Here is a 13,479-nt window from a genome sequence, read left to right as displayed (position 1 = left end):
AGCACATGTTACCGCTTCAAACACCGACAGTCGAAAAGTCTGCAATGAAAAAAGTCATCGATTTGCTGATTCAAAAACTATTTGCCTTCGATGAATGGCGAGTAGGGCTAATTCCTAGCGATCAACTTTCTAGTATTATCCAGAGCCAGCAATGTGATGAGTCTACCGTTATCTGGTTGGACATTGATGGTTGTCATTATCAGGCTGACCCATTCCTGTTTGAGGTCGACTCAGAGTTAGTCTTAGCCTATGAGTCGATGTCTCAATGGCACCGTATCGGAAAAGTAAAATGTGCCAACTTGCAAGGCGAACCATTACCTTACTTTGATACGCTGTCCTCCCGCGAAGGTCACCAGTCCTTTCCCTACGTCTTCACTTACCAGGGAGAACTGTATTGCCTACCCGAAACCGCGGACACTGGAAAATTAAAGTTATTCAAGTATGACTCCCACAGCAAGCAATTTGAGTTTTTCCGCACTCTATTATCTGATGTTTCTGTCGTAGATTCATTCATTTACCCAAAGGACGGAATCCTCTATTTGTTCTGCACCCATAAAGTAGACGGAAACTTCGTTCAAAAACTGCATGTTTCTCGCTGTTTTGGGCAAGACTTTCAGGAACACCCCTCCTCTCCTATCGCGTCTGGAAAATCACACGGACGAAATGCAGGTGGTCTAGTCGAACACGCTGGAAAGCTCTATCGCATTTCCCAAGAGTGTGGGCGCTTCTATGGAGAAGGACTAAACTTTCATCACATCCAGACGATGAATAGAGACGAATACATTGAGTCTAAGGCGTTTAACCTAACCTTCTCTAATACCAGTAAGTACGGATACCACACTTTTGGCGTGTATAGAGACTGGATAGTGATTGATGGTAAGGAAAGACGCTATTCTTTATTAGCACCTTTTATGAAGATAAAAGCCAAGCTAAGCAAGTGGCGCATGCGTGTAAGCTCATCTCCCAAGCGTTTAGATACCTCAGCAGAAGCCCACAATTACCTAGAACATGAACACAGAGAGTGATAAGAAAACAGCGAGCAAAGTCGTGAGCACGTAATTAGCTGAAATACTATTTGAATGGATAGGTAATGTTGCAGAACAGATGCGATTAAAGAGAGTTTTCGATTTGGAGCGTACTGCGGAGTTCCCAACTTTGTGCTTGATGATTGGATTGTTAGTATGAAGCATGAAAGTTACCTCTTATTGTCTTTGATTTCGGATTCAGCATCTTTAATCAAAGTGGGTAACTATCTTCTTTTCAAATTGAAGTGTCAGACCTAGTAGGAACTAAGACATATTAGTAATATCATAACTGTTCATCGACAACGCTCACCCCCCTTTTGGTCAAAGCCTTTCTCAAGAAATAACTTTATCTTTCTGCGCTTAATAGACAACGCAATTTCAAGCCGTTGCTCGTAAGTACGGCGTCTCATAGTCTCTTGAGAAACGATTTTTTTCTGACGATCTCTAATCCATTCTTCAATTCCAAATTTCATACAACAAAATCTACTATCGAGTAACAGACACATTTCAAATGGGACTAAATCCAACTGAATTGAGTCCCAAGGCGATTTCCATAGTTCATTGACGATTTTGCCACAAACTTTAAATTGCCCGTCGCGACAACCATAAGTCCCATGTAGCATTCAATCACCAATTTAGAGTCCAATGCTTCACCATTACACCCATTCAAGAAAGTCAACCAATCGAGGCACTTTACTAGCAGCAGAATAACAGCCAAGATCGAGAAAAATAACTCCTTTGCCTATTAGCTTAGAATTATGTCGTAAGTAGTATTTCGTGACACACAGAAATGTTCACAAAACGCTTGCTAGGAAAAATAACCGACCAGCACGACTAACTCAGCATCTTGCGTCAATTTCTTATGCCTCTGCTTGAGCCTTGAAATGTTTAATAAGGCTATATCTTCATTTTTCACAAACTAACCAGAATGATCATCGACCTACATACTTCAGACAATGTAATTTTGATTTAGTTACAATATTGTCAACTCTATATACAAATTAAGTATCAGATTATTATTTTCACACCAATTTTACCTAGGCTATTCCTGTTGACCGGAATAGAGTAATGATCAGGAGTGACTAGTCGACGCGACTTGAACATCAAACACTTCCCCTATAGAGTTAATTAAGACAATCGTTTGAAATACTTCGTCGGTGACATATTTCCCCCAAATATAGCGCCAACAACTATATGGTCTGGCTATCTTATGTAATAGATAACATATTTTAAGCGGAAACCAACGATAGTCGTAACCAAAGTTGGGAATCCCCAAATCACCTCATTTCCCCCCGATAAAGATATGGATTGATTTAACTCATTAAATTATGTCCCACCCTAATGTTCGAGAGTGTAAGGACAAACATAAATCCGATCAGGCTGCGCCGGAGAAGAATGTTTATACATATCCATTAATCAAACTTGCCATGTTCTAATTTTTCCATAAAAGCGTCACAATCAACCAGATGCCCATTAATAATATCTCTTTCTTATTGTTCGAAGCGTGCCTTTATCTTCATTAGTTTTAGTGCTTCAAGTTGTTCATATTCATCACATGATATAATAACCACCACAGAAAAACCTTCATTAGCATGTCTCCAAATTTTGAATTCGCATTATTCGCGGTTAATGTTTGCATATCAGTATCCTTGTCGTTCATTGTAAGCAAATCGAATTATCGCCCGACCATATCAAATCTCCTTGTGGTAGGAGGTTTGATCTTATGGCTGACTCACCATGACAAGAATGTGGGTTTTATGACGCGCTTACAAAACTTCGAAGTGTGCATCTATTACTTTGCGCTCAGAAACACCTCCGGAGGTGTTTATACTTTTACTTTCATCGGTCAATAGTTAGTTCAAAATAGATTGTCTCGCCATCCTTTGCGCTTGTATCTACGATGAAGTGATCACCTTCAACGCTTACTGTGTTTTGATAAGCCGGTTCCAATATCAGGTTACTCTCTTTAGGAAACAACAAGCTGATTTGGTTTTGTGAACGCGTTGGCTGTGATGCCCAGACTTTGATTTTGTTCAATTTCTTTTCAAAAAGCACCGCAGAGGGAGCAGATACTTCCAGCACTTCACTGACGTAACCATCTTCGTCAAAAATGTTAGCCGCAACTAGCCCTAAACTCGGCACAGATATAACATGCGCATCACCTGATACGGTTAAAACATCTACACCAACTTTATCGCTTACGGCTAACTTACTATTAAACTCAGCCAAGCTAATAGAGGGTATTACAATATATGCATACTTATCATAAACGCTTCCACCAATACCGTGCATAATATCGATATTCACGGTGTTGTATTCCATATACGGGTTAGACATACGCTCTTCATTTACCGTATTGACTTCAGTCCAATTCCCCACCTGCTTTACTTTCTTCTCAAATTTGACGTTATCGTTTCCTAAAAAGACGTAGCCTCTTGACGAACTCACGATGTCACCTTCCAAAAAGATAGATTTTGGATTGCCACTATAATCAATCGGCGTCAAACCGGATGGGTGCCGCACGCCATCAATGTATATCTTGTTACCCGCTGAGCTTTTAATCTTCCTAAACTCTACGGCGGTTTTCGTCGAATCATATTCAGACGAAGTCAAACCGCCGCCAAGTGCAACAATCATATCTTCCAGCATGAACCAAGATTTTTTAATTTCGACTGAATCATCGTAACTAAAGAAATGCATACCATAACTACCAATTCCACCGCTAACTTGATCTTGCTTCCTTGTCGATATCCCTCCTACCCATCTCATGTTTTGCTTTTTCAATGAACCGGTTTCTATTTGTGTACAATCTTCGGGAGTAATTGAAATGTCTTCAGTGGTTCCTACAGGCAGTAACGGATCCAGCATTGGCCAATAGTTAAAATATTGCTCTTGGTCACTATCGTAGATGTATGTCATACCATCGCCAGTTCTGTACCCTTTCAGATTCTCTCCATTTAAACATTCGTAGTTACCTGTGCGGTATGAGTGGGCTGAGACTAAAAACATCCAATCACTCTTTCTGTGTGCAACCCTGTCCATCGAGTTAAACAAGAAGTTACCTACGAGTGGCCCACGCTGAACAAGTTCTGTATCTCCCAGCACCTGCTCGTTGGCAATCGCCAACGAAACAAAATCATTCGCGTAGAAATCAATGAAGTAACGCTCTCTTTGTTCTTCCGGACTTAGCAATTGCTCCTTAATCAACCTACTAAGTTTGTTTTTGTACTCAGTTGGGGCTGACGGATAGAGTCTTAAGAATGACTGAATAATATTTTGTGCTTCCTTTCGAGAAGTAGCCCACCCTCGAGATGACGAGCGTCCCCTTACGCCCTCAGCCAACTGTGACTTAAAGATAAAAGGCTCAAAAGTGTCGAAAATCCTGTCGTACATAAAATTGAAGGCAGACAAGTCATAGCTTTTATCTGTGTTTGATAACACATAAGACACCTTGCTGACCGTTTCCAACAATACCGCACCATACCCGCCAATATAGGGGTAATCGACATGCTGGACCAAGCCGCCGTCCCTATAAAAACCATCCCCGCTTTCTACGATTGTCAAGGTACTTGCAATTAAGTTTACAGACTCCTGCACCTGCGTCACGTTACCCTGGAGAACAGAGCGCAACATGTGTATTTGAGCAAGATCCGTCCTATTCGCCCCAGTTGAAAGCTCAGAAACCCGCTCTGATGCTGTTCCCACACTATTGAAAATATATCTAGGATCGGGAGCCATAGCATAGGAAATCTCAATACCCTTGCTAAGTAATGCAGGTGGAAGATCAAGGTAGGTTAACGCTAAAAAGTCCATTAGTATTTTGTTAGTACCAATCTCCCAGTACCACCAGTTTCCAACGTGCTTGCTGTCAACGGTATAGTAATTCGAAAACAGCTCCCACGTTGCACTAACGATCTTCTCCAACACTTCAGGATTTCGATACAGGCTATTAAAGTTGAATTCATTATTCGGAATGTAATACGCATTAGCAACAAAAAGAAGGTACTGAAACGTAGCTCGGACGGCGACCGGGTCTATTTCACCACTACTGTCAAGTAATTCGACGCCCTCAAAGATTTCATTTTCCTTAAAAACCATTTGTTCATAGCGTTTTAAACCGTTTGCTGTTTTACCTTCTGCCAGCTTACTGAAACCATCCGTTTCGAACATGTATGGCTGTCCAATAAGAAACGCGTTCCAATTGTCTATCAATAATTTTGAGTTAACAGCTTTTACACTGCGATAAACATCGATCGCGCCAACATTGGTTCCTTGCACAGAAAAGCTACTGTCGCATCCATTCAGATGCAACAGTAGCAAAAAAAACAAAGACAAACGCATAATTTTAGAAACCAAACTTTTGGTCACAGGCTGTTTCCTTTTCGAGAAGTGTATTTACGTAAACGTCTACGCGTCTTTTTGTATGTTCACTCTTAAATATAGTATGATCCTTACCGTTTGCAATGCCGTAATAGACAGCTAATCCTTCGTTTTCAAAGAAATTTTCAACAGCGTCTATTCTTCGTTTAGCCAAGGACAAGTTGTAGCTTTCAGAGCCTTTGTCGTCTGTATAGCCAACCAATGTCACGCTATTGAAGTTGTTAGCATTCGCGTATTGAACAACAGCCCTCAACTCCGCTCTATTGTTAGCACTGAGCACACTCTCATCGAAGTTAAAGATAATTGGCGTGATTATCTTATTACAAAACTTCATTGGCACAACTGCACTGGCTACCGTCGTGGACTGCTCTTCAACGAAGAATTCTTCATCAACCCCTCGCTCCGCAGGAGGTGTAATTTCATCGCGCCCTCCAAATGAATATCTAGCCCCAAATAACATGTTGTGCGCATCATATTCACCAGTGAACAGATCACCTATGGCATTTACATATTGGTAAGAGAGACTTACCGATATGTTTTTATTAATATCGTAATTAAACCCGACTCTTGTTATTGGAGCCACACCATTCGCCTTAATTTTACCGCTGCCTTGGTACTTCGTCATCTTCCAATAACCTATACCCAAACCAGCTACAACACTTACATCATGACCAACAGGATAGCGATACGAAAGTTCGTAATTAAAAAATTTTGTTTTTACTGACAGGCTTTTACTATCTACATCTATTTTTGAATAGTCTTGGTATTGGGCTTTTAGATCTACGTTTTTATATATCTCCATACCTGAAGCAATACCATATACACCAGAATTTTCCGACAGGTCAATAGCAGAATCTAGAGCCCTACTATAACCCCCAACTACTTCAATAAAAGGGGTAAACGGAAAATCTGCTTCAGCAGATACCACTGAGTAAGCTGGCAATACATTTAAACAGATCAATAGACAAAGCGAATTTAGTTTTATCATACAAATTATTCTTAATAAATACGCCAAAATATATGGACGAACTAGGTAGATAAGCACCATCCGTGTGCTCAATATATGTAATTTATTTCCGTAACGTGGTTAGTCGCATTCAATCACAAAATACATGCCGCATATCCATATCCAGTTTCAACCATTGTCGCTGGAATATTTCGGCTCATATTTACAACAATTCGATTAGCAGAATTGTCAGGATCAATACTTGATGTCCAATATTTTATGTAGGTAGGGAATCCATAGTTTGTATAAACCTTGAAGTTAGAATCGACAATTTTATCTACTTCTAAGAATATCGTTCCTAGTTCAGCTCTAGTCGGCAATCGCCCACCGACAGCAGTACAGTATGCAACAGCTTCGTTATATCTCAGTTTGTCGGTGACCTGCTCGTTGATTTCATAGACGCCAACTGACGCCCCAGAATAGACAAAGTCTCTCTTCGTCAAACTCTTAGGTCGAGTAAAGTTGTTAGAAGGACAACTCAAAGTCAGACCTCCTGCTGTAATCTGGCTATAGCAGCTCACATTTCTCGGTGTCACAGTAGAAATACTCTCTACATTGGAGCGAACTGTCGCACCCTTATTGTTTACGTCGACGATAGATGCAGACACGTCCGCACTTACACCCGCCATTCCAGCGTCAACTCCTGCGTTTGTATCAAGTACGCCGTCAGTTCCATTGTCAGTCTTTGAACCAATAACAAACTCTGTGCTGCTCCAACTTACATTGTTCGTTACATCTTTTTTCTGGCCGTTACTGTACGTAGCCTCTGCGATAAATTGGAAACGTGATTTTGCGTTTAACGCGCTAGCAACGTTTGATTTTTTAACAGCTAGCGAAACGATCGTCGCTTCATCTACAATAAGTATCCTTTCTGCAGTAATCGCATTTACACCAGTTCCTAAAGTAGCGGTCAAGGTGACTGTATTTCCTCCAACCAGAGACGACAAACTATAGCTCGCCACTGAACTGCTTACGCTGATGACACTACCAATGCTATAACTGAAACGTAAGTTGCTATCACCAAACAAACTGCCTTTAGTACCATTTGAGTAAGTTGCAATAACATCGAAAGACTGACTAGTACCTACAGTCACCGTCTCAGGCAGCCCACTAATTGCAATAGAATCAACAACGGGATCTGTTACATGAACAACACGTGAATCAGATATACCGTTAATTGTGGCTGTTATCGTAGCGTCGCCGACCGCCTTCGGATTCACCAAGCCGACATTGCTTACCGTAGCAATACTTGTGTCGCTCGATCGCCAATTGATGCCTGAATTAGTTCCAACATTACTAACCGTACCATCAGTGTATGTTGCAAGAGCAGAAACCTGTGTTGCTCGTCCTTTAGGTAACGTAACGTCACTTCCTACAGACAGTGACGCAATTTCTGCCTCTGTTACTGTCACATTTACTGGAGTACTATTGACTCCTAATGCGGTTGCTACAATGGTTGTATTCCCTGGGCTCACAGCAGTTGCTAACCCGCTGTCGTTTATAGTCACAGCATTTGTTTCGTTGCTTTGCCAAGTAACGTTGTTCAAAACCAGTTCTGTACCATCGCTGTATCGACCCGTTGCTCGAAACTGTTTCGTTAGACCTTTAGCCATACTCACAGCTGTATTTGGTGTTACTGCGACGCTCATCAACGCCGCATCAATGACGGTGATTGCAATTTCGTTACTGTCTACTCCGCCAAAGGAGGCTTTGATGGTCACAGGTGTTCCAATTGTGGAGCTTATTGCCGTTAACAAATTGCTGGCTGAAATCGTCACTTTTGTCGAATCTGAAATCCTCCAAGCCGGAGTAACAGAATTAGTAGTGCCGTCGCTATAAGTCGCCTTTACAAAAAGATTCAGCGCATTGCCTCGCGGCAGACTACGCGCACCTTCTGGTGTTAATGCCAAGCTTGAAACGACAGCCGCTGTCGTTACGACATCCACTTTATTACTTTCTACGCCTTTATATGACGCCTTAATACCCGTAGCAGTACCGGAACTATCGGCAATGGCAGTGACAACCCCGCCCGTCACAACATTCAAGAAACTATCGTTGTCTCGAGCATAGCTAGCAAGCGACGTTACATCTAAAACGTTACCGTCTTGAAACGTTGCTTGTGCTGTCAACCTCGCCGATTCGCCCTTAGCGATTGTGTTGGCAGTTGTTGTAAGCTGAATGCTATCAACCCGGTTTTCTACAACATTTGCCACGCTTTTATTACTTTCCAGTGGTGACGATTTTAACAAGACGGAGATTTGCGCCTTACCTTTTTTAACTGCAGTTACCAAACCTGAATCATTGACTGTTGCCACACTCGTATCAGAACTTACCCAATCGATCATGGCAGTGTTCGAAGACACATTCACACTAAGCCCGTTGTTGTAATTTGCGTCAGCTCGAAGTTGATATGTTGCACCTTCAATGACGTCAAAGCTTGGTGGTGTAACTTGCAGTGAAACTAGTGCCACGTCGACAATATTTACACTCGTATTATTTGTGCTCTTCACACTTCCTAAACTCGCAGAAACTTTCACCTTTCCGGTGTTTTTTCCAGTAAGAAACGTTCCGTTGCCTTGATTTGTCAATTTTGTTGTTCCTTCAACCGACCACTTCACTTCCCCAGTTATATTCCGAAAACTACCATCAGAATAATATCCTGTAGCGGTTAAATTCACTTGCGTATCAACAGCAAGATCTACATAAGGAGGTGTAACAGCAATATTCAACAGCCTCTGGTTAGTTAGTATCTGTCCCGAGCCCGAGCCAACCTTAACTTGAGTATCTGAAAAAGCACCTTCACCATCACTATTACAGGCTGCAAGTACCACTGCGAATAAAATAGTCAAAATTTTTCTGTACGATTTATTAAACATTTTGCCACCAGCAATAAAAAACTACGAGTGCAGTCTCTTTTAACTAACTCGATGCTTAAGGTTAAACCCCAGCGTGTGCAGAGTTTCAATTTATATATTCACTTACGCTTCATCATGAAAATTAAATATAGAGGGACAACTAACAACAGGAATGGTTATCACACCTCTCTGATTAATGTAGATTTCTAATGGATAAATAAATTATTTTGAAGAATACATTTCGGTAACACTGATGGATAACAAAAAATATTGTCATTATAATAAAAATATTTTGTCGTCAAGCAAGTATACTCATAACCATTGAAGATATTTGATTTTCAATAGAGTTAGTAGCCGCATTAAGGCTGTTTTACTAGCTTCTAAAGGTTGGAGTTAGACTATGATTTCACAAGCTGTTCGCATTCATGAATCGACCGTTGTACATCATCTTAGCGACTACGTCCATTCTGTAAAAGTTAAGCCTGAAAACGGCGGAAACCAAAGCAATATCTGCTGCTGTGATTGATATTTTTTGCCATGTAGGGCTTAGTGAAGGAAACTTTGCTGTAGGTATCAAGCATGTATGCGGGTAGATAAGATCAACATCTAAAACGTGTCTTGAGAGACTAGATAACCTGAATGGGTTGTTTCTATCTCACAACAAACTTTTTCATCATGCTTAATTACGCTTAAGGGCAATAACTTGCTCGTCCGTTTGAATGACACCATTTTCAGCAACCTTAAAGCGATAAGGCGCCTTTTGAAGTTTTCTAGATCATTACGAAACCAAATTGAGCGTGCGCCACCTGAAAAATTAATACGCTACTCCTTTGGTGATATAATCCATTTGTACTTCTTGACAACTGTAAAAATGTGAGTGTAGCCAGAATTCTCTCATTGCGAAGCCTTCAAGTTTATGAGTTGTTTTTACTAATTTACATCTGTGGGACTAAAAATTTCCAACAAAAAATCAACCTCTTCCGAGGTGATGTTACATGAGCTATCTCTTGTTAATTTTGCATCTATCAAGGTTTTAAGTTCTTTCAACTGATTATCAGAGATAGTATCAATACGCCTTTTTAATATCTCAAATTCACGTTTAGTGATCCCCATAACACTGACCCTCAATTTTCGATAAAACACTTAAGCACACTAAAACATCTTGCGGTTAGATAATCCTCTTACGTAATTGCTATTATCTTCCTTTGTATTTCGGTTTATCGTCACAGAGTATGAGTAGACAACAATGAATAACAATCAAATTTATTAATGTAATTTTATCGCTTAGTTGTTGACTTTTAACACCATAGAAAAGAAGCAATACATACTAATGACTAGTTAAAACTGGTCCATACGATGAACCCCACCAAACTTGTGGGCCTCATTAAATTAGGGGATTCATTTTCGCTTTTTTGTTACGTTCTTTTTCTTAACTAGCGAACCTAGATTTGCAAACATTCTGGCTTAGGTTGAAGAGTTTTGAACTAGGATTACCTGCTTGCTTCTAATTTAAACTTGGTACTAAAGCACTACCTTGTGCATATTTCATAATATTCTTGTGAAGTGGTGGTATGTCTTCTAACTAAATGGCCAATCTCACTATACCACTAAACAATTAGCGCCTACTCTGAGTAACATATGTTAACACTAGCGGTTACACAGAATTATTTGTGAGCTCATCTGGGCTAGAAAATCTAGCCCAGATATGAACATAAACTGCAAAGTACTACGTCTGAATAGTACAACTTCGTCCATCGTACCATTAAGAACTTTTATTTCCTATATTTGATGCTTGCACACTCCTCTTTAGATGTACATCTTAATTGGTTTAGCGATATTGACGGGTTTGATGACATTGCAGTTATTGAATCATTAATAGCCATTTCAACATCGTTTTTCAATGAGAGCGGAATACCGTCATCCCTAGTGATATTAATACTGCTAGTGTCAAAGCCTGTGCCTGAAATTGCCGTAGATTTTCCTTTTGCTCCAGCTACTACATTTATCTGTTGCTGTGCCGACTGAATATTACCTGTGGCGACTAAAGCGACACCCGAATCAGTATCTGCTGTAACAGATAGATTCTCAGACTTAACATCTCCTGACAGACTGACCCCATTACCCAGTTTAGAAACCCCTCCTAAATTAAGATTATTTGAAGAAGTAATTTTTCCGCCTTTTTCAACGTTTAATCCATCTCCAGAAAAAGAACTACCAACGATGTTCACGTTATCAGTAGACTCAATACTACCGCCAACAGAAACACCAAAACCACTGGTTGATCTACCGCTAATACCAATATCTCCAGTGGAAATAATTTTCTCCGAGATATTAACTCCTTTCCCTGAAACTGACTGGCCTGAAAAACTAGAATTACCTGAGGTAGTCACACCCTTATCAACAGTAATGCCCGCGCCGCTAGTACTAATACCTGCGACATTTAAATTGTCGCCTTTTATTACACTTTGGATAGAAACCCCGTTACCAGAAACTGAATTCCCTTTAAGGGTTATATTTGAAAGGGTGGTAGAACCCCCTTCTACCAAAATTCCATCCCCTTTGTTTGATTCTCCTGTGAGAGCTACACTTCCTTTGTTTTTCGATGTATCAAAAGTTTCAGTATTAAGAGCAATTCCTGACAATACAGGTGCTTTACCATTAATGGTGAAATTCGAACCTTCTGAAGAGGCAATATATACATTCGAAGGCCCACCATCATTTGACGATGGCTCTTTGAAATTTACCCCAATTCCTTCAGGTGAATCTGTATCACCCTCTAATGCGATACTACCTTGGTTATCAAACATAAAAGAGGGCGCCCCAAAAAAGCCTAATGTAGAAATTCCCGATACTGCGCTGGCACCATATGCTCCGCCCGACACACCAGTAGCGTGCCCTAGCATAGTTAATGTTGACCCGGGTGTGACTTCAAATGTAATAGCAGGTCTATCACTTTTATTCATCCTATTGTAGAAGACTAGTCCTGAGTTGGAGATACCGCTGCCTTCAAAGCGTACGTGACCATTTATCTTAAATTTAGGTTTAAAGGAGGGGTCTAGTGAAGTTTCCCCGTTTGTAATAATCCTTATTCCAGCGGTCTGTAAATTAGTACCTTCACGCAAGTCCCTACCTATCACTTCACCATTTTCGACATTAAATTCGACCTGACCACCAGCAATAAATATACCGTCTCCCGGAAGTCCGTTTTCTCCTAAAGAAGTGTTTCCTTCAATATGTAAGTTTTTAGCTGTAATGATTGGATTGTACAAACTAACACCACGAGTACTACCTAATATAGATAGTAAACCGCCTTTCAAGGTCACCGTTTTTGAACTGCCATCATATCTACCTATTAGTGATTGGGTGGCTCTAATCTCTACTTTTCCTTGCCCCGCGTCTAACATAGCTCCATTTTGAAACACGGCCCTTGCGTTAAAGTTAGGATCATCATTACTTGAAATTATATTTACATCTATATCCCCGGAATCTACAGCTTTAATTGTTGAATTCGGATATAACCAAACATAATCATTCCCTAATAAATGAATAGTCGAGCCATTCTTACCCACAATGTGTCCGGGGGTTTCTAGACCTGCTCCGACTATAATTCTCGAGCCTTTTAATGTTACTACACCATCCAGATTTACTGTGTCATGTATATTAATTACACCTTTTGCTGTCGCATTTAAATTTCCGGAAATGAAGTCACCATCGGTGATAGAGGATGTTGAAAGTGTAACATTTGCCCCTCTAATGACTGAGCCATCGCCTAGTGTTATACCCGCAGGATTAACGACATAAAGCTGACCATTAGGTACATTCAGTTGACCAAAAATATTGGTAGCACTTCCAGACACACGGTAAAGAGCAGACGCCGCATTTGGCATAGTAACATTGACAGATTCACCAACACCGATATTAAACGACTTCCAATTAAGAATAGACTTATTTGCCGTGTGATTAATCAACATTGAAGAACCAGTAGTAGTCACTTGACCATCACCACTTACAATCGTTGGAGATGCATTAGGTAATGCAAATGCTCTAAAGCTGGCTACGGTAACAGCAATACTTAAGTAGATACTATTAATTTTCATACATCCTCCCCTAAAAATTAAAGGTTTTACCTATTGTAAATAAAAATCTATCATCGTGGAGTGCATTATGCACTTTAGCACCAAGTGCTTTGCTGAAAGACATTTCGTAACTTAAA

The 13,479-nt window shown here is 40.4% G+C and carries 6 protein-coding genes and 3 pseudogenes; 2 read left to right on the top strand and 7 right to left on the bottom strand.

Annotation, left to right across the window (positions count from 1 at the left end):
- Window positions 1–44 precede the first annotated feature (44 nt).
- Window positions 45–1,025, top strand: a complete 981-nt coding sequence (locus GZK95_RS17840; protein WP_139315094.1) for a glucosamine inositolphosphorylceramide transferase family protein — start codon at window positions 45–47, stop codon at window positions 1,023–1,025.
- A gap of 1,412 nt (window positions 1,026–2,437) precedes the next feature.
- On the opposite strand, the pseudogene GZK95_RS22310 reads toward GZK95_RS17840, so the two are convergent.
- The 4 genes and pseudogenes from GZK95_RS22310 to GZK95_RS17820 form a co-directional block, all read right to left on the bottom strand.
- Window positions 2,438–2,664, bottom strand: a pseudogene (locus tag GZK95_RS22310) (prevent-host-death protein).
- A gap of 200 nt (window positions 2,665–2,864) precedes the next feature.
- Window positions 2,865–5,393 (bottom strand): polysaccharide lyase 8 family protein, encoded by a 2,529-nt coding sequence (locus GZK95_RS17830; protein ID WP_151148812.1) that lies wholly within the window; start codon window positions 5,391–5,393, stop codon window positions 2,865–2,867.
- Window positions 5,371–6,393 (bottom strand): outer membrane beta-barrel protein, encoded by a 1,023-nt coding sequence (locus tag GZK95_RS17825; RefSeq protein ID WP_075716126.1) that lies wholly within the window; start codon window positions 6,391–6,393, stop codon window positions 5,371–5,373. The genes GZK95_RS17830 and GZK95_RS17825 overlap by 23 nt, the downstream gene beginning before the upstream one ends.
- Window positions 6,394–6,506: 113 nt before the next feature.
- A complete protein-coding gene (locus GZK95_RS17820) occupies window positions 6,507–9,287 on the bottom strand; it encodes an Ig-like domain-containing protein (protein ID WP_225623952.1) in 2,781 nt (926 codons plus the stop codon).
- A 322-nt stretch (window positions 9,288–9,609) separates the two neighbouring features.
- On the opposite strand from GZK95_RS17820, the pseudogene GZK95_RS17815 reads away from it, so the two are divergent.
- Window positions 9,610–9,777: pseudogene (locus GZK95_RS17815) on the top strand (helix-turn-helix domain-containing protein); the annotation flags it as partial.
- Window positions 9,778–9,875: 98 nt separating this feature from the next.
- On the opposite strand, the pseudogene GZK95_RS22305 reads toward GZK95_RS17815, so the two are convergent.
- The 3 genes and pseudogenes from GZK95_RS22305 to GZK95_RS17805 all read right to left on the bottom strand — a co-directional run.
- A pseudogene (locus tag GZK95_RS22305) lies at window positions 9,876–10,070 on the bottom strand (IS481 family transposase); the annotation flags it as partial.
- Window positions 10,071–10,196: 126 nt separating this feature from the next.
- Complete coding sequence (locus GZK95_RS17810) at window positions 10,197–10,379, bottom strand: hypothetical protein (RefSeq protein ID WP_075716122.1); 183 nt, start codon at window positions 10,377–10,379, stop codon at window positions 10,197–10,199.
- Between the two features lie 659 nt (window positions 10,380–11,038).
- The gene (locus tag GZK95_RS17805) at window positions 11,039–13,363 is read right to left on the bottom strand and encodes a filamentous hemagglutinin N-terminal domain-containing protein (RefSeq protein WP_075716385.1); all 2,325 of its coding nucleotides are present in this window, start codon (window positions 13,361–13,363) and stop codon (window positions 11,039–11,041) included.
- Window positions 13,364–13,479: the final 116 nt, after the last annotated feature.

The sequence above is a fragment of the Vibrio panuliri genome, assembly GCF_009938205.1.
Taxonomy (GTDB): domain Bacteria; phylum Pseudomonadota; class Gammaproteobacteria; order Enterobacterales; family Vibrionaceae; genus Vibrio; species Vibrio panuliri.
The sequence above is the reverse complement of the archived record's forward strand: the minus strand, read 5'-3'. Positions and strand labels throughout refer to the sequence as shown.

Bases quoted from the DNA above. Each gene is read 5' to 3' on its own strand.
- GZK95_RS17840 (WP_139315094.1), top strand. From the start codon at position 45: ATGAAAAAAGTCATCGATTTGCTGATTCAAAAACTATTTGCCTTCGAT.
- GZK95_RS17825 (WP_075716126.1), bottom strand. From the start codon at position 6,393: ATGATAAAACTAAATTCGCTTTGTCTATTGATCTGTTTAAATGTATTG.
- GZK95_RS17820 (WP_225623952.1), bottom strand. From the start codon at position 9,287: ATGTTTAATAAATCGTACAGAAAAATTTTGACTATTTTATTCGCAGTG.
- GZK95_RS17810 (WP_075716122.1), bottom strand. From the start codon at position 10,379: ATGGGGATCACTAAACGTGAATTTGAGATATTAAAAAGGCGTATTGAT.
- GZK95_RS17805 (WP_075716385.1), bottom strand. From the start codon at position 13,363: ATGAAAATTAATAGTATCTACTTAAGTATTGCTGTTACCGTAGCCAGC.